The sequence below is a fragment of the Trinickia camelliae genome, from assembly GCF_053525655.1.
Genome location: NZ_JBCHAA010000006.1, coordinates 120,230 through 141,829, shown reverse-complemented (window position 1 = coordinate 141,829; position 21,600 = coordinate 120,230). Strand labels below are relative to the sequence as shown.

Annotated in this window: 22 protein-coding genes; 10 read left to right on the top strand and 12 right to left on the bottom strand. The window is 62.8% G+C overall.

All coding sequences use genetic code 11. The features are described 5' to 3' along the window. Positions 1-386 precede the first annotated feature (386 nt). The gene (locus AAHK20_RS12545; protein ID WP_449181776.1) at positions 387-1,562 is read right to left on the bottom strand and encodes a hypothetical protein; all 1,176 of its coding nucleotides are present in this window, start codon (positions 1,560-1,562) and stop codon (positions 387-389) included. Between the two features lie 60 nt (positions 1,563-1,622). Further along, the gene (locus AAHK20_RS12540; protein WP_449181775.1) at positions 1,623-2,582 is read right to left on the bottom strand and encodes a helix-turn-helix domain-containing protein; all 960 of its coding nucleotides are present in this window, start codon (positions 2,580-2,582) and stop codon (positions 1,623-1,625) included. A gap of 306 nt (positions 2,583-2,888) precedes the next feature. Between AAHK20_RS12540 and AAHK20_RS12535 the strand changes: the two genes are divergently transcribed. Both AAHK20_RS12535 and AAHK20_RS12530 read left to right on the top strand, forming a co-directional pair. Next, on the top strand, positions 2,889-3,137 hold the full coding sequence (locus tag AAHK20_RS12535; protein ID WP_449181774.1) for a hypothetical protein: 249 nt from the start codon (positions 2,889-2,891) through the stop codon (positions 3,135-3,137). 106 nt (positions 3,138-3,243) lie between these two features. Continuing rightward, positions 3,244-3,804 (top strand): YbhB/YbcL family Raf kinase inhibitor-like protein, encoded by a 561-nt coding sequence (locus tag AAHK20_RS12530; RefSeq protein WP_449181773.1) that lies wholly within the window; start codon positions 3,244-3,246, stop codon positions 3,802-3,804. 45 nt (positions 3,805-3,849) lie between these two features. On the opposite strand, the gene AAHK20_RS12525 is transcribed toward AAHK20_RS12530, so the two are convergent. Beyond that, positions 3,850-5,262 (bottom strand): MFS transporter, encoded by a 1,413-nt coding sequence (locus AAHK20_RS12525; RefSeq protein ID WP_449181772.1) that lies wholly within the window; start codon positions 5,260-5,262, stop codon positions 3,850-3,852. Positions 5,263-5,504: 242 nt separating this feature from the next. Here AAHK20_RS12525 and AAHK20_RS12520 point away from each other — a divergent pair, with 242 nt between their 5' ends. From AAHK20_RS12520 to AAHK20_RS12505, 4 genes are all read left to right on the top strand, one after another. Beyond that, positions 5,505-6,431, top strand: a complete 927-nt coding sequence (locus AAHK20_RS12520; protein WP_449181771.1) for a class I SAM-dependent methyltransferase — start codon at positions 5,505-5,507, stop codon at positions 6,429-6,431. Positions 6,432-6,699: 268 nt separating this feature from the next. Beyond that, on the top strand, positions 6,700-6,939 hold the full coding sequence (locus AAHK20_RS12515) for a DUF3311 domain-containing protein (RefSeq protein WP_449181770.1): 240 nt from the start codon (positions 6,700-6,702) through the stop codon (positions 6,937-6,939). After that, the gene (gene mctP / locus AAHK20_RS12510; protein ID WP_449181769.1) at positions 6,936-8,486 is read left to right on the top strand and encodes a monocarboxylate uptake permease MctP; all 1,551 of its coding nucleotides are present in this window, start codon (positions 6,936-6,938) and stop codon (positions 8,484-8,486) included. Before AAHK20_RS12515 ends, mctP begins: the two co-directional genes overlap by 4 nt. A 166-nt stretch (positions 8,487-8,652) precedes the next feature. Continuing rightward, on the top strand, positions 8,653-9,780 hold the full coding sequence (locus AAHK20_RS12505; protein ID WP_449181768.1) for an FUSC family protein: 1,128 nt from the start codon (positions 8,653-8,655) through the stop codon (positions 9,778-9,780). A 106-nt stretch (positions 9,781-9,886) separates the two neighbouring features. Here AAHK20_RS12505 and yjdN read toward each other — a convergent pair whose 3' ends face one another. The 5 genes from yjdN to AAHK20_RS12480 all read right to left on the bottom strand — a co-directional run bounded on the left by yjdN (position 9,887) and on the right by AAHK20_RS12480 (position 14,808). Continuing rightward, positions 9,887-10,312, bottom strand: coding sequence for a VOC family metalloprotein YjdN (yjdN, locus tag AAHK20_RS12500; protein ID WP_449181767.1), 426 nt, complete (start codon positions 10,310-10,312; stop codon positions 9,887-9,889). 70 nt (positions 10,313-10,382) lie between these two features. Next, a complete protein-coding gene (gene tal, locus AAHK20_RS12495; RefSeq protein WP_449181766.1) occupies positions 10,383-11,336 on the bottom strand; it encodes a transaldolase in 954 nt (317 codons plus the stop codon). 91 nt (positions 11,337-11,427) lie between these two features. Then, the gene (locus tag AAHK20_RS12490; protein ID WP_449181765.1) at positions 11,428-12,651 is read right to left on the bottom strand and encodes a benzoate/H(+) symporter BenE family transporter; all 1,224 of its coding nucleotides are present in this window, start codon (positions 12,649-12,651) and stop codon (positions 11,428-11,430) included. 77 nt (positions 12,652-12,728) lie between these two features. After that, positions 12,729-13,904 (bottom strand): vWA domain-containing protein, encoded by a 1,176-nt coding sequence (locus tag AAHK20_RS12485; RefSeq protein ID WP_449181764.1) that lies wholly within the window; start codon positions 13,902-13,904, stop codon positions 12,729-12,731. 61 nt (positions 13,905-13,965) lie between these two features. Further along, a complete protein-coding gene (locus AAHK20_RS12480; RefSeq protein ID WP_449181763.1) occupies positions 13,966-14,808 on the bottom strand; it encodes an AAA family ATPase in 843 nt (280 codons plus the stop codon). A 233-nt stretch (positions 14,809-15,041) separates the two neighbouring features. Here AAHK20_RS12480 and AAHK20_RS12475 point away from each other — a divergent pair, with 233 nt between their 5' ends. Both AAHK20_RS12475 and AAHK20_RS12470 read left to right on the top strand, forming a co-directional pair. Further along, positions 15,042-15,410, top strand: coding sequence for a c-type cytochrome (locus AAHK20_RS12475; RefSeq protein ID WP_449181762.1), 369 nt, complete (start codon positions 15,042-15,044; stop codon positions 15,408-15,410). 68 nt (positions 15,411-15,478) lie between these two features. Then, the gene (locus AAHK20_RS12470; RefSeq protein WP_449181761.1) at positions 15,479-15,862 is read left to right on the top strand and encodes a c-type cytochrome; all 384 of its coding nucleotides are present in this window, start codon (positions 15,479-15,481) and stop codon (positions 15,860-15,862) included. Between the two features lie 144 nt (positions 15,863-16,006). Here the strand turns inward: AAHK20_RS12470 and AAHK20_RS12465 are convergent, their stop codons facing one another. Next, positions 16,007-16,444, bottom strand: coding sequence for a DUF1841 family protein (locus tag AAHK20_RS12465; protein WP_449181760.1), 438 nt, complete (start codon positions 16,442-16,444; stop codon positions 16,007-16,009). A gap of 145 nt (positions 16,445-16,589) precedes the next feature. Between AAHK20_RS12465 and AAHK20_RS12460 the strand changes: the two genes are divergently transcribed. Continuing rightward, positions 16,590-17,522, top strand: coding sequence for a DMT family transporter (locus tag AAHK20_RS12460; protein ID WP_449181759.1), 933 nt, complete (start codon positions 16,590-16,592; stop codon positions 17,520-17,522). Between the two features lie 13 nt (positions 17,523-17,535). Here the strand turns inward: AAHK20_RS12460 and nth are convergent, their stop codons facing one another. Both nth and rsxB read right to left on the bottom strand, forming a co-directional pair. Further along, positions 17,536-18,180 carry an endonuclease III gene (gene nth, locus AAHK20_RS12455; RefSeq protein WP_449181758.1) on the bottom strand — a complete coding sequence of 215 codons (645 nt, stop codon included), beginning with the start codon at positions 18,178-18,180 and terminating at the stop codon, positions 17,536-17,538. A gap of 10 nt (positions 18,181-18,190) precedes the next feature. Beyond that, on the bottom strand, positions 18,191-19,054 hold the full coding sequence (gene rsxB, locus AAHK20_RS12450; RefSeq protein WP_449181757.1) for an electron transport complex subunit RsxB: 864 nt from the start codon (positions 19,052-19,054) through the stop codon (positions 18,191-18,193). Between the two features lie 339 nt (positions 19,055-19,393). Between rsxB and AAHK20_RS12445 the strand changes: the two genes are divergently transcribed. Then, positions 19,394-20,026, top strand: a complete 633-nt coding sequence (locus AAHK20_RS12445; protein WP_449181756.1) for a TetR/AcrR family transcriptional regulator — start codon at positions 19,394-19,396, stop codon at positions 20,024-20,026. A gap of 105 nt (positions 20,027-20,131) precedes the next feature. Here the strand turns inward: AAHK20_RS12445 and AAHK20_RS12440 are convergent, their stop codons facing one another. Next, positions 20,132-21,409, bottom strand: a complete 1,278-nt coding sequence (locus AAHK20_RS12440) for a polyhydroxyalkanoate depolymerase (RefSeq protein WP_449181755.1) — start codon at positions 21,407-21,409, stop codon at positions 20,132-20,134. Positions 21,410-21,600 lie beyond the last annotated feature (191 nt).

The window sequence follows — 21,600 nt, the reverse complement described above, 5'->3', positions numbered from 1 at the left end:
CGCATTCAATGGTGGCACTGCGGAAAGGCTCGGCATCAAGGCCCTGTATGACTTAGAGGGGCGATACGAACTCATCAGGCTGCCGTCGAGCAGCCCTGCGTACATATGCCGTATGCAGCGAAACTTCTTGCGTGGAAAACGTTGTGCATGGCATGGCTCGAGCGCGATGGGGCAGGGGCTCAGAAAGGCGCTGCGTAATAGACGTTGTCGGGGCCTAGCTGGGTCCTGGCGTATCGGCTCGGTTCCAGTCTTTGAGCCCGCTGGATGCAATGCTCGCGTTCAATCAAATTGCGTTTACGGTGCGACATCCCTTTATAAAACTTCTAAATTGACGTTTCTATTTGTCGTCATCCGCGAGACGTAAAGATTTCCCGATATGAGAATAATCAGCGAAACGCCGATATATCTATGACCTTGCGAAGGGAATCTTTGTCCACCTGTGCCGTGAGTGGTCGTAAGGCATCTGGAAGTGTTTCCGGATTGTAGCGCTCGATCAATTGGCGAACGTGGCGCACATGCCCGGCGTTGACGTTGAACCCGGCACTGCGCAAGTCTTTGGCAGTTCTGCGATTTGCAGCTTCATCGGATGGCGCCGATCCGATCGATCCCGTTGAAAAAGCACGAATTAGTGCATCTAAGAATACCTCAAGCGTAAACCCATAGGTTAAGGCAATGTTGGCGAGTTCCGCGCGGTCCTTTCTTTCTTGCTGAGCGGCTGCTTCTTGCTCTCGGCGTATGCGAAGTTCGTCTGCATCCTCAAGGCTCCACGCTACAACGCGATGAATTGGAAACTGATTTGAATGAGCGGCGTCCTCGTCGATCTCATCGCGGATTAGAAAGTCAAAGGCGTCAATAACATCGACCTCAAAGCTGTACTGAAGCCGCTCAATTAAGCCCTCATAGGCAGAGCGAACGGCGCATATAAGTATTGAATCGACAACGTCGGCGTTGTAGGTGGCATAAGGGCCGTAGCTCTCACGAGGTTCTGGTCGAAGGTTACCTACGCCACGAATATACATGAGCTCATTTGACGCGCGGCTATCGAAAGTAGATTGTTCGTCACCAACGAACCATCGGAAATCTGGTGGCTGCGACCACTTTCGTTGTGAGATCAGGTTGACGTGATTTTGGCCAGTTCCATTCCAGTCAAAATGCGAGTGCCTCCAACCCCCTGGGTGCCAGCGCACGGAAAGGTTGTTCATCTTGGTAACGTGAGCGGACAACTCGATGCGCGGTTTCGCCGAAGAGTCCTTTTCCAGACGCGATCGCATCTGCGGAAGGTCCAGCGTCTTCCAGTCGAATAGCTTTGAAAATGCATCGCTGGGAGGCTCGCCTATCCAACTAACCAGATCGGATAAGACGGTCTGCGTATGCGGCGCTCGATCGTGTGATTCGATGTCGCGGATTTCCATGCCTAAACGACCAAGTTCACGCAAAAGGTGGGAAACATATTCGCTGGCGGGGGGGCAGAACGTGCTGTGCCAACTCCTTGTGCGAAACATCTGCAATCGAGCTGACGGAGTCATGCGTTGCGAACGTTTGCGACCCGATGTTTTCGCCATTTCGTTTATCCAAAGTGAAGGTCGCCTTGAAATCCCAAGACGACGCTTGTGGCGTTTTAGTCAGAATTCAGGTGAGTCCAACTCTTCTTCTGCACACTCGATTGACCCTTCGTGAAACTTGTGCCTAGGGATTGAAACGTAGTCAAGTGCCGATTTTCTAATCACTATGGTTCTGTGGTAGCCCTCAAGCGGTAGGCAGATCACGTCCTCCATATCGTCGGAAAGTTCAAGGAGACTGAATACCTCATACAGTAGCCTATTTTCGTATACGTATTCGTGCCGAAGCTGTCCCGAGGACAACTGCCATGAAACGGTTTGGGCGCGCTTCAGAAGCTTTTCAGTTAAATCCGTACTCTCCTTCCACACTTTCTCGCGGTCTTCAGGCTCTACATTTCCCGTCTCGACGAGCTTGTCTAGAGCAGCTTCCGTCATGCGTACCTTGCCAAGAACTTCCTCGATTCTGCTTTCTTCAAACTCGTCGCGAACGTCCTCAAGACAATCGAGGGATTCAATTATTTTCCAGAAGTCATCATCAGGGGCCACGCCGAGATGATCCACATATTCTTCAGGCCCGAATGTATCGTAGGCCTCGCTCGAAATATAGATATCAGTAACGGCGTTGCGACGGATGAAGAGCATTCGGTTGTCCAAGGACTCGGCTGCAATGAAAGTACTTCCGGTCGAAAGCTGACGAAGCAAGCTCGAGCGCATTTCTTCGGAGACAGGCAGAAGGATTGGTGCTCCTTTTTCAAAGTGAATTGCCAGTTCTCCGAAGTACTTTCGATGGTCCGGGGCGTTACGATCAATCCCGAACAGATCGAAATCAGCTGGCTTTCCAAGCAGCTCATCAACGGATGTCTTGAGTGTTCGAGCCAGCTTCTTCAGTTTCGTTTTCGGCACTGGCGCGCTCCCTGATTCCCAGCGCTGATAGTTGGGTTGGCTGACTCCTATAGCCGTGGCGACTTGCGTCTGTGTCATTCCGGCTTCAAGCCTAAGCTTCTTCAAGGTTTGCTTTGTCATCTCGCCTCCACACACAATTTATACGTATAATATATACGTTGGCGTATAAATCAAGCCGTTGGTGGGCAGTGTGTGACTTACGTCACACACTGCACGCATCATGAGTGTGTGCAAGATCGTTAGCGGCTACGAGTATTTGCGCGAGGGCGAGGCGACAGGAATAGGTGGGCTGGCGGGTGTCAAATTAGCCAAAACCTCAATCGGTTTTGGCTGCTGTTCGGGGATGTCATCGAAAAAGACCTGACCGAGATGGCGTGCGAGGCGCGCGTTGCAAACGCTGCTCGAACATCGAACGGGCTATGGGATGTGGTTGCGGAAGCACGCCGCACAGGCAGCCTCGATAGCAACCTCCGCAATCACGCGAGCAACGATCTCGTCGCGCTCATCGACACGTTGCCGAGTCTCGCGGCCGTCGCGTTCAATGGCGGCACGGCGGCGAAGATCGGTGTGCTGGCGCTGGCGGAAAGCCGGCCGTCGCTCGAACTCGTCAAGCTGCCCAGCCTATGCGGTAGTGCCTTATGCCGAGAAGTTGAGCGCATGGGAGGCGTTGCGTAAGTGGTTGTCTACGGAATAAATTGAGGCAGGAATACGTTCGTCACAGGGCATGCGGCTGCCAGTGGTAGGTTGCCGCAATGATGCTATTCGGAGAGGAGGGCTCGCGATGAAAAGCAACGCAAAGACAATCCGGCACGCGCTTGGCGCAAGCCTGTGTGTACTGTCGCTGCACGGCGCAATTGCATACGCCGCGGACGCGTTCGAACTGACTTCACCAGGTCTGCCCGACGGCGGCACGCTCTCCCTTGATCATGCTGGGAGCCAGAACAATTGCGGTGGCGGCAATGTATCGCCGGCATTGCAATGGCGCAATGCACCTGCCGGCACGCGCAGCTTCGCGGTTACGATCTTCGATCCGGACGGCGCGAAGGGCTTTGGCGTTGTGCACTGGGTGATGTACGGCATTCCCGCTTCGACGACGTCGCTGGCAGCGGGCGGCGAGCCGCCGGCCGGCGCGCGAGTGGGCCTCAACGTTAGCGGGCAAGCGGCCTACCGCGGGCCGTGTCCACCGGCCGGGGAGGTTGCGCATCACTATGTCGTGCAGATCTATGCGCTCGACATTGCGCCCGATGCGCTCGCGGCCGGGTTGACACGCGATGCGTTGCAGGCGGCGATAAAGGATCATGTGCTGGCCAATACAAGCACCGTGATGCGTTTTGGGCGCTAGCGCGGACTACTGGGTGGTAATGCGCGAGCGCCGGCGCGAATCGCGCTAACCCCGCAACTGCGGCGCGGCTTTCAGACTGCGCAACGTCAGCACCGTCAACGCCCCGGTAACGACCGCCGCGAACAGATACAGCCCCCTCGGCCCGACGAGCGCCATCGCCGCCGACGCGAGCGTCGGCCCGCCGCTCGCGCCAAGCGAAAAAATCAGCAGCAACGCCGAGCTGACCGCGATGCGTTGATCGGACGGCGTGCAATCGTTCACATATGACGTGACGACACCGTAAAGCGAAAACACCACGGCGACGTAGAGATAGTCGATGGCGACCGCGAGCCCCCCTTTTTGCAGCACGAACAGCAGCACGCAGCATGCGGCGGTGAGCGCCGAGATCGCGGCGATCACCGCGCGGCGGTCGACGAGGTCCGCCAAGCGCGCCACGGGCCATTGCGGCAACAAGGCGGCGAGCAGCGCGAAACCCATGAAGTGGGACACGTCGCCGATCGAATAGTCGAGCCGGCGCATGAAAATCGGCTGCATCGTATAGAAGCTGCTGTTGAGGAGTCCGGCCGCGAGGCAGCCGAACACGCCGAGCGGCGCCCACCGGTACACGATGCCGAGCCCGGACAACCCCCGCGCAAGCTTCGACGCGCCGCCGGGCCGCACGACGGATTCACCCGACGCCGTAACGGGTGCATGAGCGGAACCATGAGCGGCCGCCTGACCCGGCGCACCGCCCGCCAATGCAACCGGTATCAGCGAGGCCGAGAACAGCGCGCTCACGACGCTGAATAGCTCGAAGCCCGCCGGGTCGGCCAAGCCGAGCAGAAACTGCCCGATGCCGACGCCCAGATAGTTCGTGATCAGATAGGCCGAAAACACCCGCCCGCGGTGCGCGTTGCTCGCGACCTGATGCAGCCAGCTCTCTATCACGGTGAAGATGCCGACGAGGGAAAAGCCCATGACGAAGCGCAGCGCAACCCAGACCGGCGCGGCGCGCCACACGGCAAAGCCGAGCGCGCAGCAGGCCGAGAAGGCCGCGAGCGCGACGAACGCGCGATGGTGTCCGACGCGCCGGATCAGCCCGCCGCCCCACAGCGCGCCGACCATGAAACCCGCGTAATACGCCGACTGGACGACGCCGACCACGAGCGAGGGCGTTTGCTGCTCGATCAAGCGCAGCGAGATCAGCGTGCTCAACAGGCCGTTGCCGGTGATGAGGATCGCGTAGCCGAACAGCAGGATGGCCGTGGCTTGCAGGCTGTGGCGCGGGGTTTCGTGATTGGCCGGCGCGCCGGGCAAGGGCGGCGTCAGCGTGGCGCCCGACAGCGGCGTCAGCGTGGGCAGCGTCGGCTCGAACGAATCGGCGTCGGCCGCCGAAGTGGCTTGAAGCGCAGGGGCTTGGCTAGGCAGCGCGGAAAGCCCGGCTGACTCGCGGGTCCACGGTTCGTTGGCCGATTTCATGGTGAGTGTCAGTGCAGAGTGGCCGGGAAGGGCCGCGAAGGCCGTCTACGGATGTTGGGTATTGCCGCCTAAGCCATGTTGTAGCATCTCCAACGCTTCGCGCAACGGACTCAATTTACTCAATTGACATGGCTTGTACACGGCAAGCCGAAACGGCAAGCCGTTACGGCGAGCCAATCCCGCACAATGCTATCCTCTCGTTCGCTCAAAAATAGCGCCTATCTCTGGCACGACATCCTGACATGACTGAATTGATCAAACGCGCTTCGGCCGAAGCGCGCGCCTTCCGCAAATCGCGCCGCGACGACGACTCCGCCTCGAAGCAGAAAATCTCGCGCACGAAGGGCACGAAAAAACGCCTCGCCGACGGCGCCGATCTCGACGACGCGCCCATCATCGAAGCGCCGCGCAAACCGCGTTTCGCGCCCGTGACGTTCTCGGAAGAGGGCGGCGTGCGCTTCCTGCACTTCGGAACCGAGTGGGTGCAAGGCGCGATGCGCATCAACAAGCCGCATCACATCGAGCTCGAATACGCGCAGCAGATGATGGCCTGGCTGCTGTTCCTCGAAACGCCGAAGCGCGTCGTGCAGCTCGGCCTCGGCGCGGCGGCGCTCACCAAGTTCGCGCACCGCTTCCTGAAGCGCGCGCACGTCGAGGCGGTCGAGCTGAACCCGGCTGTCGTCGTAGCAGCGCGAACGATGTTCGAGCTGCCGCACGACGACGCGCGCCTGACCGTGCACGAAACCGACGCGTGGGACTTCGTCAACGACCGCGCCAACCACGGCACGATCGGCGCGCTCCAGATCGATCTCTACGACGCGACGGCGCGCGGCCCGGTGCACGACACCATCGCGTTCTACCGTGCGGTGCGCGCGTGCCTGGCCGATGCCGGCGTCGTCACGATCAATCTGTTCGGCGACCACCCGAGCTTCGTGCGCAACATGAAGCACTTGAACGCGGTGTTCGACAACCGCGTGATCGCGCTGCCGGAAGTGCACGAAGGCAATCGCGTCGCGCTGGCGTTCTCCGGCCCCGCGCTCGACGTGCCGTTCGCCACGCTGCAGCAGCGCGCGAAGCTGATCGAAGAGAAGCTCGGCTTGCCCGCGCGCAAGTGGCTCAAGGGTCTCGAGGCGTCGCTCGGCGGTAAGCGCGCGCGCTTCACGATCTGAAGTCCGCGGTGTGCTGCCGCCCCAACGCGACCCAAGCGCGACCTAAGTGAGCAGCCCAAGTGCGACAACACACCGCTCCCTCGCGCAATTCATTTCAGCGAAATCCGCTTGACAGGGCCATCCCGCCTCGGGTTGGCCCCGCTTGACCGCGCCGGTCCGGCTCTTATACTCTTGCGAAGCTTTCGGGGGGTCCGTGGGCTGCCCGGAAGCGGGCGCTCGCCAGTCACGACAACGGACCACAACTTCAATAAAGTACAAAGGAGACGTCATGGCTCAAGACGCCGACGCCAACCGCGCCGCCAAACGTTGGCTCTGGCTGCTGGTGCTGCCCTGGATCGCGATGATCTGGGTGCCTTCCTATAACAAGATCGACCCGCAGCTCTGGGGCTTTCCGTTCTTCTACTGGTATCAGCTGCTGTGGGTGCTGATTAGCGCGGTCATCACGGCGCTCGTCTACTTCAAGACCAAGACGCGCTCGACGAAGGGTTCGCAAGGAGGCGCACGATGAACGCCACTGCAACCTTTGTCTTCGTTCTCTTCTTTATCGGCGTCACGATTCTCGGTTTCGTCGCAGCGCACTGGCGGCGCGGCGATCTCGCGCATCTCGAAGAGTGGGGCCTCGGCGGCCGACGCTTCGGCACGGTCGTCACGTGGTTCCTGCTGGGCGGCGACCTGTACACCGCCTATACGTTCGTCGCAGTGCCGGCGCTCGTGTTCGGCGCGGGCGCGACCGGCTTCTTCGCGCTGCCCTATACGATCCTGATCTATCCGTTCGCGTTCGTCGTGTTCCCGAAGCTGTGGAGCGTCGCGAAGCGCCAAGGCTATGTGACCTCGGCCGACTTCGTCAGCGCCCGCTACGGCAGCCGCATGCTCGCGCTCGCGGTGGCGGTGACGGGCATCATCGCGACGATGCCGTATATCGCGCTGCAGCTCGTCGGCATCGAAGTGGTGATCGGCGGTCTCGGCTTCGATACGTCCGGCTTCGTCGGCGACCTGCCGCTCATCATCGCGTTCGCGATTCTCGCCGCGTACACGTACACGTCGGGCCTGCGCGCGCCGGCGATGATCGCGGTCGTCAAGGACCTGCTGATCTACATCACGATCGCGGTGGCGATCATCGTGATCCCCGCGCAGATGGGCGGCTTCGGCCACATCTTCAGCGCGGTGCCGCCGGCCAAGCTGCTCCTGAAGGCGCCCGACGCGACGAGCCTGAACGGCTACAGCGCGTACGCGACGCTCGCGGTCGGCTCGGCGCTCGCGCTCTTCCTGTATCCGCACTCGGTCACGGCGATCCTGTCGTCGTCCTCGGGCAACACGATTCGCCGCAACATGGCGATGCTGCCCGCGTACTCGCTCGTGCTCGGCCTGCTTGCGCTGCTCGGCTACATGGCGCTCGCCTCGGGCGTGAAGGACATGCCCGAGTTCGCACCGTACTTCAAGGCATTCGGCCCGAACTTCGCGGTGCCGGCGCTGTTCCTGCACTTCTTCCCGTCGTGGTTCGTCGGTGTCGCGTTCGCGGCGATCGGCATCGGGGCGCTGGTGCCGGCGGCCATCATGTCGATTGCGGCAGCGAACCTGTACACGCGCAACATCCATCGCGAGTTCGTGAACCGCAACATGTCGCACGAGCAGGAGACCAACGTCGCGAAGCTCGTCTCGCTGATCGTCAAGGTGGGGGCGGTGGCGTTCATCCTCGGCCTGCCGCTCACGTACGCGATCCAGCTGCAGCTGCTCGGCGGGATCTGGATCATCCAGACGCTGCCGGCGATCGTGCTCGGTCTCTACACGCGCAAGCTCGATTACCGGGGCCTGCTCGCCGGCTGGGCGGTGGGTATCGCGCTGGGCACCTGGATGGCGGGATCGACGGGCCTGAAGAGTTCGATCTTTACGATCCATCTCGGCGGCACGGCGATTCCGGGCTATGCGGCGCTATGGTCGCTCGCGATCAACCTCATCGTGGCGATCGTGGTCAGCGCGATCGTGCGCGTCGCCGGCATGAAATCGGCCGAGGACCGCACGCGCCCGGAGGACTATCTGGACGTCGTCGAAAGCTGACCGGCGGATGGAGCGGCGTTGCGCTGGGTCAAATCCGGCGCAGCGCAACATCCGCGGTATCCCGGCTAGAGCAAGCCCGCAACGATCGTTGCGGGCTTTTTTCTTGCGTGCGCGATATCCTTTTATCTCGAATTCCCACGCCTACATTTTTGAACGCGAGCCTTTCATGGCTTCTACCGAACCGGACCGTCTAGTCTTCACCTGCAAACGCTGCGCGCGCATCTGGCGCTCGGTCACGTCGCCGTATTACCGGTTCAAGCACGCGCGGATGCTTCACAGCATCCGCGTCGGCCTGGCGATGCTCGTGTCGATCCTGGTCACCACCGGTGTCGACTTTCCGCACGGCATTTGGGCATCGGTGACGGTGCTGATCGTGATCGGCGGCCTCCAGCATTCAGGCAACATCCGCAAGAAAGCGGCCGAGCGCGCGCTCGGCACGATGCTCGGCGCGCTCGTCGGTCTCCTGGTGCTGATTCAGTTGCGTTTCATCGGTTCGCTGACGCTCACCTATGTGCTGATGTCGGTGGTGGCCGCAATTTGCGGCTACTTCGCGATCGGCAGGCCCGCTTATATCGCGCTCCTGACCGCGATCACGATGTGCATCGTCGCGGGCCATGGCGACAACACGATCGATGTCGGACTGTGGCGCACGTTGAACGTGCTGATCGGCATCGCGGTCGCGCTCGCGTTTTCGTTCGCGTTGCCGCTGCACGCGACCTATTCGTGGCGCTACCTCCTCGCGCGCAATCTGCGGGAGTGTGCGCATCTGTTCGGACGCATCGCGAAGGGCGAGCCGTGCGAAGCCGAAGAGCAGGTCGCGACCTTCGCGGCGCTCGGCGAGCGGCTCGTGAAGGCGCGTGCGCTGATGCCGTCGGTGGCGAAGGAGATCGGCGTATCGACCGCGCGGCTCGATGCGATCCAGCGTGTCCATCGATCGCTATTGAGCGCGCTCGAACTCATGGCGACGGGTTCGCTCGCGCACGCAAGCGCAGCGGAGCGCGCCGAGTTCGCGCGCCGCTGCGGCGTCGAGGCGCGGGACGTGCGCTCCGGGCTGCTTTCGATGTCGCGTGCGTTGCGCTTCGGTTCCTATATCCGCTTGCTCGCGCCGGTGTGCGCCTGGGAGCCGGGCGAATCGCCGTGCGTGGCCCCGGCCGGTTTGCGCGCCGATCTGCAAGGGCCTTACTGGCTGAGCCAGCGGTTTGCCGAGCAGGTCGAGCAGCTGCGGGTGCTGCTGTTGGAGCTCGAGCCGCACTGGAATATCGAGCGTCAGTCGCAGGTGCCGCGCGAAGTATAAGGGCCTGCCACTTGCGTGGGCAGGCCCTGTCGGAACAACGTGCTGCGTGGGGCGGCGTGGACGACGTGAATGCACCAGCCGCCCGCGCGGCAGAGTCGATGAAGGGTTACTGCTGCTGCGGACGCTCGACGTTCACCATCCAATGAACGCCGAATTTGTCGGTCACCATGCCGAAGCCCAGCGCCCAGAACGTCTCCTGCCACGGCATGCTGATTTCGCCGCCATCCGCCAGGCCCTTGAACAGCTTCTCGCCCGAGGCGACATCATCCGGTGCAATCGACAGGCTGAAGCCCGAGTACGACGCCGCCGCCGGCTTCGACATATCGCCGTCGCTCGCCATCACGATGCTCGAACCGATCTTGAACGACACGTGCATGACCTTGTCCACGTGCTCGGGCGCGCACGCCGGCATATCCTTGGGCATATCGCCAAAACGCATCTTGAACAGCACTTCGGCGCCGAGCTTGCTTTGATAGAACTCGAGCGCCTCGTTGCAGCGTCCGTAGAAAGTCAAATAAGGCTGGACTTGCATCACTACCTCCTGGGTCTCTTTCTCGGGGATTGAGCGCGGCGCACGAGGGCGTGCGCCGCGACTGGCAGCATCAGCGCAGAGCCTCGATCAGTTTTTCGAGTTTCACGGCGTCCGCTGCGAATGCACGAATACCTTCAGCGAGTTTTTCGGTGGCCATGGCCTCGTCGTTGACGAGGAAGCGGAACGACGGTTCGTCGACGGCAATGCGCTCGATCGATTCGCTCTTGAAGGCGTCAGGCGACAGCTTGCGCTCGATCGCGCCGGTGCTGTCTTGCAGCTTTTGCAGCAGGTCCGGGCTGATCGTCAGCAGGTCGCAGCCGGCGAGCTCGACGATCTGGCTCGTCGTGCGGAAGCTCGCGCCCATCACTTCGGTGTTGTAGCCGAACTTCTTGTAGTAAGCGTAGATGCGGCGCACCGACTGCACGCCCGGATCGTTCGCGCCGCCGTTCTTCACTTCGTCCCAGTCGGCGCCGGTGCTCTTCTTGTACCAGTCGTAGATGCGGCCGACGAACGGCGAGATCAGCTGCGCGCCGGCCTCGGCGCACGCAACGGCCTGCGCGAGCGAGAAGAGCAGCGTCATGTTGCACTTGATGCCTTCCTTCTGCAGCACTTCTGCCGCGCGGATGCCTTCCCAGGTCGACGCGAGCTTGATCAGCACGCGCTCGCGGCCGATGCCCGCTGCCTCGTAGAGCTTGATGAGCTCGTGCGCCTTGTCGATCGAACCCTTCGTGTCGAACGACAGGCGGGCGTCGACTTCGGTCGAGACGCGGCCGGGGATGATCTTGAGGATTTCGGTGCCGAACGCGATCAGCAGGTGATCGATGATGTCGCGCACCGGCTTGCTCGCGTGATCGCGCACGGTTTTTTCGAGCAGCGGCTTGTAGTCGTCCTTCTGGACGGCCTTGAGGACGAGCGACGGGTTGGTCGTCGCGTCTTGCGGCTTGTATTGGGCGATTTGCTGGAAGTCGCCGGTGTCGGCGACCACGGTCGTGTACTGCTTCAGTTGATCGAGTGCGGTTGTCATGGCTGATCTTCCAGGCGCGTGAGCGCGGTTGTCCAATGAAAGGGTGATCCGGCTATTTTATTGCGGATCGAATGACTCGGTTCTGACAAATTCAGTCGCGCCCGGCGTTCAGCACGACTTGCGTGACGACGCCAGCGACGAGTCCCCAGAACGCCGAGCCGATCGACAGCAGCGTGAGGCCCGACGCGGTGACCATGAACGTGACGAGCGCTGCCTCGCGCTGCTTCAAGTCGTGCATCGCGCTGGTGAGGCCGCCCATGATCGAGCCGAACAGGGCCAGCGCCGCCACCGACACGACGAGCGCCTTCGGCAAGGCCGCGAACAACGCGGCGATCGTCGCGCCGAAAATGGCCGCGATCAAATAGAACACGCCGCACCAGAGCGCGGCGGTGTAGCGCTTCGTGCGGTCTTCGTGCGCCTCGGGGCCGGTGCAGATCGCGGCGATGATCGCAGCAAGATTGATGCCGTGCGAGCCGAACGGCGCGAGCACGAGCGACGCGATGCCGGTGGTGGCGATCAACGGCCCGGAAGGCGTCGTGTAGCCGTCGGCGCGCAGCACGGCGATGCCCGGCACGTTCTGCGACGCCGTCGCGACCACAAACAGCGGAATGCCGATGCTGATGGCCGCGGCGAACGTGAAGCTCGGCATCGTGAACACGGGCTTCGCGAGCGCGACGTGAAAATGGCTGAAGTCGAGCAAGCCGAGCGCGCCCGACGCCGCCGTGCCGACGATCAGCGTCGTCACGATCGCATAGCGCGGCGCCGCGCGCTTCATCACGAGATACGCGGCGAACATCGTGAGCACGAGCGTCGTCTGGTACTGCGCGGCGCGAAAGATCTCGATGCCGATCTCGAACAGGATGCCGGCCAGCAGCGCGGCGGCGATGCCGGCGGGGATCTTCTTCATCAGCGTGTCGAACCAGCCGGTCAGCCCGACGATCGTGAGCAGCACCGCACAGACGACGAACGCGCCGATCGCCTCGGGATAGGCGACGTGCGGCAGCGAAGTGATCAAGAGCGCCGCGCCCGGCGTCGACCAGGCGATGACGATCGGCGCGCGATAGCGCAGCGAGAGGCCGATGGTCGTGAGCGCCATGCCGATCGACAGCGCCCAGATCCAGGAGGAGATCTGCGCATCGGTCAGATGGGCGGCGCGGCCGGCTTGAAACATCAGCACGAGCGAACTCGTGTAGCCCGTCATCATGGCGACGAAGCCGGCGACGACCGCGTGCAGCGAAGTATCGGCAAAGGGACGCAACGCGCCGTTGCGAGCGGCGGGCGACGGGGAGAACTCGGGAGTCGACGGGGGATTCATGCGATGAGGGGCCGGGGCGGCGAAGCGCCCAGGCAGGCGTCAATGGTCGTTTAGTTTTTTGAGGGATCGCTGGCGGACTACTTGCTTAGCGTGCGCATCGCGGTTTCGAGCCCGGCGAGCGTGATCGGATACATCCGTTGGCCGAGCACCTGCCGGATCGCCGACACGGATTGCCGATAGTCCCACAAGCCTTCCGGCTCGGGGTTGAGCCACACGTGATGCGGGAACTGATCGGCGAGACGCCGCAGCCACACGGCGCCGGCCTCCGCATTGTTGTATTCGACCGAGCCGCCCGGCTGCAGCACTTCGTAGGGGCTCATCGTCGCGTCGCCGACGAAGATCAGCTTGTAATCGGGCGTGAACTTGTGCAGCACGTCCCAGGTCGGCGTGCGCTCCGCGTGGCGCCGGCGGTTGTTCTTCCACAGGAAGTCATACACGCAGTTGTGGAAGTAGTAGAACTCGAGATGCTTGAACTCGGCCTTCGCGGCCGAGAAGAGCTCCTCGGTGCGCTTGATGTGGTCGTCCATCGAGCCCCCGACGTCGAGCAGCATCAGCACTTTCACGTTGTTGTGCCGCTCGGGGACCATCTTGATGTCGAGCCAGCCCGCGTTGGCAGCGGTGCTGCGGATCGTGTCGGGCAAATCGAGCTCTTCGGCCGCGCCTTCGCGCGCGAAACGGCGCAGCCGCCGCAACGCGACCTTGATGTTGCGCGTGCCGATCTCGACCTGGTCGTCGTAGTCCTTGTACGCGCGTGCTTCCCACACTTTCACGGCGGTGCGGTTGCCCGCCGAATCGCCGCCGATCCGAATCCCTTCCGGGTTGTAGCCGCCGTTGCCGAACGGCGACGTGCCGCCCGTGCCGATCCACTTGTTGCCGCCTTCGTGGCGGCCCTTTTGCTCGTCGAAGAGTTCTTTCAGGCGCTCCATCAGCTTGTCGAGGCCGCCCATCGCTTCGATCTGCGCTTTTTCCTCGGGCGTGAATTCGCGCTCGAGCTTCTTCTTGAGCCAGTCGAGCGGCACGTCGAGCGCAAGCGCCGCCGTGCTTTCGACGCCGTGAAAATACGCGCCGAACGCCTTGTCGAACTTGTCGAAATACTGCTCGTCCTTAACGAGCGTCATGCGCGACAGATAGTAGAACTCGTCGAGCGACGGCGCGATCACCTGCGCCTTGAGCGCCTCGATCAGCGTGAGGTATTCCTTGACGGAGACCGGCAGCTTCGCGGCGCGCAGCGAATAGAAGAAGTCGATCAGCATGCGGTTTCCTTCGCGGGTTCGGCCGATCGAGCGTGGCCGGCGTGGCGGCGTCGGCTCGCGATCAACGGTTGTGGCGATTCATGAAGATGAGCCGCTCGAACAGGTTCACGTCCTGCTCGTTCTTCAGAAGCGCGCCGTGCAAGGGCGGAACGATCTGCTTCTGGTCGGTCGAGCGCAGCGCTTCCGGCGGAATGTCTTCGGCGAGCAGCAGCTTGAGCCAATCGAGCAGTTCCGACGTCGACGGCTTCTTCTTCAATCCCGACACGTTGCGCAATTCGAAGAAGCTCGTGAGCGCCGCCGACAGCAGCTCTTGCTTGATGCCGGGATAGTGGACCTCGACGATCTGCTGCATCGTCGCCGGTTCCGGGAACTTGATGTAGTGGAAAAAGCAGCGGCGCAGGAACGCGTCGGGCAGCTCCTTCTCGTTGTTCGACGTGATGATGACGAGCGGCCGGTGCTTCGCGCGCACGAGCTCGCGCGTCTCGTACACGTAGAACTCCATGCGGTCGAGCTCGCGCAGCAAGTCGTTCGGGAATTCGATGTCGGCCTTGTCGATTTCGTCGATCAGGAGCACGGTCTGCTGGTCCGAATCGAACGCCTGCCAGAGCACGCCCTTCACGATGTAGTTGGCGATGTCCTTCACGCGCTCGTCGCCGAGCTGCGAGTCGCGCAGGCGCGACACGGCGTCGTATTCGTAGAGGCCCTGCTGCGCCTTCGTCGTCGACTTGATGTGCCACTGCAGGAGCGGCATGCCGAGCGCGGCCGCGACTTCCTCGGCGAGCATGGTCTTGCCGGTGCCCGGTTCGCCCTTGATGAGGAGCGGCCGTTTCAGGGTCATCGCGGCGTTGACCGCGAGCTTGAGGTCGTCGGTGGCGACGTACTGCGAGGAGCCTTCGAAACGCATATCGGACGCTCTTTCAAAAAATTCCAGTATAAGTCAGAAGCCCTTTTGTCTCCGGGGCGGCCGGCGTATCGTGTAGGCCGCTCGCAAGGGAGTGCGGCCTGTGGACGCACGGCGCGGCGGCGCGGTACAATTGGGCCGATTTTTTTGGCCTGCGTGGCAACCCTATAAGTAGAACGGCGCGGGCCGTTGCCTTTTTGGGCGCCTGTTTCCCCTCAAGCTAGGTTACAAGAGCTATGAACAAACTCGTCGGCAAACACGTCGTGATCGCAGCGCTGGCAGCGTTCGCGGGCTTCGCGGTGAGCGCGCAGGCAGCGGATGTCGTCGGCAACGCGAAGGCGGGCCGGAGCAAGGTTGCAATGTGCATCGGCTGCCACGGCATTCCCGGCTATCGCACGGCGTTCCCGGAGGTCTACCGGGTACCGATTCTCGGCGGCCAGAACCAGCAATACCTCGAAAACGCGCTGCACGCCTATAAGAAGGGCGACCGTCATTTCGACACGATGCACGCGATCACCGCATCGCTCTCCGACCAGGACATCGCCGATATCGCCGCCTACTACGCGGCGCAGACGCCCACCTCGAAAGACAATCCCGACAAGTGATGAAGGCGCGTTGCCAACGGCATTCGAACCATCACTGAGCTATCTAATTTCGCGGGATAGGAGAATTCATGAACAAGCCTAATCAGGCACTCCGCACGGTGTTCAAGGCTGCGACCGCAGCGGCCGTGCTCGGCGCTTTCGTCGCGTTCAATCCGGCAGTCGCCGCCGATGCCGGCAACGGCAAGGTGCTCGCCGACGCCCACAACTGCGCGGCATGCCACGGTCCGGGCCTCAACAAGCCGGTGAGCCCGGAGTATCCGAAGCTCGCGGGCCAGCACTCCGACTACATCTTCTTCGCGCTGCGCCAGTATCAAATGGGCACCGGCAACCCGCGCTTCGGCCGCAACAACGCGATCATGGCCGCGCAGGTGCAGAGCCTGTCGCAGAGCGACATGAAGGATATCGCCGCGTACATCGAGTCGCTGCAAGGCGATCTGGTTGAGAAGAAGTAACGCGACAGCAGGTGCCGGCAGCGCTGCCGGTCCAGCAACAAAACACCCCGCCTCGAGCGGGGTGTTTTGTTTGGTGCGCCGGTTTTCGAGCGCTTGCGCTTGATGGCGCTCGATCGCGCTGCCGTTGCGCAGCGCAGTGGGCCGTCAGTCGCGTGACGCGCGCCGTTCGATGCGGGCGAGATACGCGTCCGAATCGGGCGGCGTGTTGTTGCGCTGCGCTTCCCAGATCGTCTCGCCGAGACATTCCATAATCGCGTGCTGCGCATCGTGGGTCGAGCCGAGGCGCGCGGCAAGACGCTCGTGCGCGGCGCGGATGCCGGGCGGCTGGTCGATCGAGAGCTGCTCGCTGATCGCGAGGTGCATCGACAGATGCAGGAACGGGTTGGTTTGGCCGCGCTCGGGCGAGTAGTCCGCAGCGGCCGCCGATCCTTCCGTATCCGCCAACGCGTCGTGGTACTCGGGGTGCTCGACGATCCAGTCGGCGGCGATCGCTTCGAGCGGGGTGAGAATTTCGCCGGCGCGCTGCTTGCGCCAGGTGTCGATGAAAAAGCTTCGGACTTCGTCGCGGCTGGGGTTGAACATCGTGTGAGTGCGTCTTCGGTGGAGGCGGACAGGCGCCGCGTGAGCAATCCGGCATTTTACGCCGGGCAGGTTGGGGGCGCTTGTTGGGCACCGTAGCGCCCGGCTAGAATCGCGCGGTTGCGCTTCCTCGTTATTCCGACCAACGATGACTTCCCACCCACACTCCCGGGCCGAAACCGTGCGCGGCGCCGCGTTTGTCGCGCTGTCGGCGATGGCGTTTGGCGCGATGGCGATTTTCGGGCGCTACACCTATGCGGGCGGCGCCGACGTGCTCGGGCTGCTCATCGTGCGCTTCGCGATCGCCGGGGCCGTGCTGGCGTTGATCGCGGTCCGGCGCAGGATCGTCTGGCCGCGCGGGCGCGCGGTCTGGCCGATCATCGGAATGGGCGGAATCGGTTATGTCGGGCAGGCGTTCTGCTACTTCACGGCGCTCGAGCATGCTCAGGCAAGCCTCGTTGCGCTGCTGCTGTATCTGTACCCGGCGTTCGTCACGCTGCTCGCCGCCTGGTGGCTCGGGGAGCGTCTGACCAAGGTGAAGGTGGCTGCGCTGGTGCTGTGTGTCGCCGGGTCGGCGGTGATGGTCGGCGGCGGCCATGGCGATCCGCTCGGGATCGGGCTGGCGCTCGCCGCAGCGGTGATCTACTCGCTCTATATCGTGATCGGCGCGCGCTTTACGCGCGGCGTCGATCCGCTCGCGACGTCGGCGATTGTGTGTCTTTCCGCGACGGCCACGCTGACCGTAATCTGCATGGCGCGCACGCTGGCCGGTGCGCCGCCGCATCTGCCGGGCACGTCCGGCGGCTGGGCCGCGGCGCTCGCGATTGCGCTGATTTCGACGGTCGCCGCGCTGCTGTGCTTCTTCGCGGGGCTCGACAGGCTGGGGGCGGCGCGCACGTCGATGCTCTCGACTCTGGAGCCGGTCGTCACCGTCGTGCTCGCCGCGATCACGCTCGGCGAAGCGCTGACGCCGCTCCAGTGGGCGGGAGGGGCGTCGATCCTGGTAGCGGTGTTGTGGCTCGTGCGCGCGGGCGGCGGGGCGCACGACGATGAGACGGTGGCGCTCGAAGCCAATCAATAGCGCTTAGCGCCGCTCACATCTCCGGCGGCGGCGTTTTCGGCTTGAACTCGCACAGCGGCTCGATCACGCAATGCCAGCATTCCGGGCGTCGCGCCTTGCATACATAGCGTCCATGCAAAATCAGCCAATGATGCGCGTCTTGGCGGAACTCGACGGGCGTGAACTTCTCCAGCGCGGCTTCGACCGCGCGCACGTCTTTGCCGGGCGCCAGGCCCGTGCGGTTCGCGACGCGGAAGATGTGCGTATCGACGGCGATTGTCGGATGGCCGAACGCGACGTTGAGCACGACGTTCGCCGTCTTGCGGCCGACACCCGGCAGCCCTTCCAGCGCTTCCCGATCGGCCGGCACCTCGCCGCCGTACTGGTCGAGCAGGATGCGGCACGTCGCGATCACGTTCTTCGCCTTGGTCCGGTAGAGCCCGATTGTCTTGATGTAGTCGGCGACGCCGTCTTCGCCTAGAGCGAGCACCTTCTGCGGCGTGTTGGCGACCGGGAACATCCGGCGCATCGCTTTGTTCACCGATACGTCCGTCGCCTGCGCCGACAGCATCACCGCGATCAGCAGTTCGAATGGTGTCGAGTATTCGAGCTCTGAGGCCGGATGCGGGTTGAGGCTTTGCAGCGTTTCGTAGATCGCGCGGCGTTTGTTCGCGTTCATGCGGTCGGTTTTAGCGCTTGGGGTCGTCGTTTGAAGGGGAAGGGGCGTCGGGCGCGGAGGGCTCGCTCGCGCCTTCCGGCGCGATGCCGAGCCGGCGGCGGCGCGCCTCGGCCGCATCGATTTGGGCTTGCACGTCGTCGCTGACCGTATCGACGTTCTTCGGTCCCTGGCCTTGTGCTGCCAGCTCTTCTTTCTTCTTGCGCGCGCGTTCTAGCGCAGCCTGGATGATGGCGCGCTTCTTGGCTTCGGCGTCGTCCGCGGCTGGCGCGATCGATGCAGGGGCGTTGGCGGCGGCGCTAGTGCTGGCCGTAGCGGCGGTGTGGCTCGCCGCCCGCCGCGCCGCGGCGCGCGCTTCGGCCGCTTCGCGCTCGCGCGCTAGACGCGCAATGTGACGGTCGTGCCGCATGCGCGCGCCTTCGGCCTGCGGCTGCGTCCAAGCGTCCCAGCCGGTCGCCGCGCCGGTGACCGGCACCATCGCGATGCAGTCGACCGGGCAGGGCGCGACGCACAGGTCGCAGCCCGTGCACAGCTCGGCGACGATCGTGTGCATTTGCTTCGGGGCCCCGACGATCGCATCGACCGGACACGCCTGCATGCAAAGCGTGCAACCGATGCAAAGTTGCTCGTCGATGACGGCGAGCGGCCGCGGCCGTTCGACGCCGTTGTCCGGATTCAGCGCGATGACGGGCTTGCCGAGCAGCGCGGCGAGCCGCGCCACGCCTTCCTCTCCGCCAGGCGGACATTGGTTGTAGCCGGCCTCGCCGCCGGCGATGGCTTCGGCATAGGGGCGACAGCCGGCATAGCCGCACTTCGTGCATTGCGTCTGAGGAAGCAGATCTTCGATGCGGTCTGCGAGGGTCTGGGGATGGATCACGGTGAGGACGTCTGGAGCGGCTGGCGGTGAGGGCCGCGCCGCGCTTGTAGTCTTGTTTGCAGCCGCGCAGCGAGCGCTTGAAACGGGCTGGTTGGCGTTTTGGTTTGCCGCTTGGTTTGCCGTTTCAGTGCATGCGGCGCGGAATTAGTCAAAGGCTGCATTATCGCCGATTTCCCCGATTGCCATTGACAAACCATGTGCCATAATCGAAGCGCTTTTTCGCACGACCGCAGGAGAGAGTCTCCCAATAACGGCGCGAGCGTCACGACTAGCCGGTGCAGGTCTTGCAGGGCCGGCGGCGCGCTTCCGGTAACGCGGTTCAAGAAGCAATTTGCCACCATGAATCAGCCGAAAATCAAAAGAGATCCTGAAGGCACACGGCGCCGAATCCTGCTTGCGGCGGCCGAAGAATTTGCGAATGGTGGGTTGTTCGGCGCGCGCGTCGATCAGATCGCCCGCCGCGCCGAAACGAACGAGCGCATGCTCTATTACTACTTCGGCAGCAAGGAGCAGCTTTTCACCGCAGTGCTCGAGTACGTGTTCGGCGCTTTGACTGAAGCGGAGCGGGCGCTCGATTTGAACGGCATCGCGCCGGTCGAAGCGATCACGCGGCTTGCGCACTTCGTTTGGGACTACTATCGCGATCACCCCGACTTGCTGCGGCTCGTGAACAACGAGAACCTGCACGAGGCGCGCTACATGCACAAATCGACCCGCATCCGCGAAATGATCTCGCCGATCGTCGCGACGCTCTCGTCGATATTGGAGCGCGGGCAGAGGGCGGGGCTCTTTCGCTCGAACGTTGATCCGCTGCGCTTTTACGTGGTGCTGTCGGGGCTCGGTTACTACATCGTGTCGAACCGCTTCACGCTCGCAGCCACGCTGGGGCGTGATTTCAGCGCGCCCGCCGAGCGCGGCGAGATCGTCCAGATGAACACGGAGCTGTTGCTGGCGTACTTGATGCGGCGTTGAGGCCGCACAGGGGTTTTATCACCTAAAACAAAACGCAAAGGGCGCATCGCGAACGATGCGCCCTTTGTCTTTCCCGCTTTGATGCTAGTCGCGTGCCAATCGCGTTTACGCTTCGACGGCGGCGCGTTCGGTCTTCGGCTCCTTGTTGTGCGCGAGGATGAAGTCGCGCAACTGCGGATAGATGATCGTGCGCCAGCGCCGGCCGGAGAAGATGCCGTAGTGGCCGCACTTCTCCGCCGTGAAATGACGCTTGTTCTTGGCGGGAATGCCGCTGCACAGATCTTGCGCGGCGCGCGTCTGGCCGTCGCCGGAGATGTCGTCGAGCTCGCCTTCGATCGTGAAGAGCGCGGTCTTCTTGATGTCCTGCGGACGCACCGGCTCACCGTCGATCACCCAGGTGCCCTCGGCGAGCCGGAACTCCTGGAACACGATGCGGATCGTGTCGAGATAGTATTCGGCGGCCATGTCGAGCACCGCGTTGTATTCGTCGTAGAAGCGGCGGTGTGCTTCGGCATCCTCTTCATCGCCGCGCAGGAGGCTTTGATAGAAGTCCCAGTGCGAGGCCGCGTGCCGTTCCGGATTCATCGCGACGAAGCCCGTGTGCTGCAGGAAGCCCGGGTACACGTGGCGGCCGACGCCCGGATAGTTCGACGGCACGATGTGAATCACGTTGTTTTCGAACCACTCGTACGAGTGCTGGACGGCAAGCGAGTTGACCGACGTCGGGCTCTTACGCGCGTCGATCGGGCCGCCCATCATCGTCATCGTGCGCGGGGTGTCTTCGCCGCGGCTCGCCAGCAGCGAAATCGCCGCGAGCACCGGCACCGTCGGCTGGCAGACCGAGATCACGTGCAGGTTCTTCGCGCCGATGTGGCGGATGAATTCCTGAATGTACGCGACGTAGTCGTTCAGATGGAAGTCGCCCTCTTCGAGCGGCACCATGCGCGCGTCGATCCAGTCGGTGATGTAGACCTTGTGGTCCTGCAGCAGCGTGCGCACCGTGTCGCGCAAGAGCGTGGAGTGGTGGCCCGAGAGCGGCGCGCACACCAGCACGACGGGTTCGTCCTTCAGTTGCGACACCGCGCCGCTGTCGTCGGCGAAGCGCTTGAAGCGCAGCAGGCGGCAAAACGGTTTTTCGACGATCGTCTGCTCGACGATCGGGATGTTGTGGCCGTCTTTGACGATCTGGTGAATGTTGAATTCGGGCTTTTCGTAATCCTTGCCGAGGCGGTACAGCAATTCGTAGGCGGCCGACAGGCGCGTCGCGCCGGGCACGTAGGCAAGCGGGCTGGCGGGGTTCGCAAACGACTTCGACGCCGCCTGGGCCCAGGCCGTCATGGGGCTCAGCAGCGCGCGCTGGAATTCGTGAAACTGGTAAAGCATGGTGGGAGGCTCCCGCGTGTGGGGACGGATCGCGTGGGGCGGCGCGTGGCGTCGCGGCGTGCCGTGTTAACTCGTTGATTCTGGGCCGGTCAAACGAGTCGATAATATAGGACAACACCCGATTGTGCAACGCAGCAATTTCGAGATTTCCGGAAGGATTTTCCCGTACTCAAGAACCCTCTGTTCTTGCC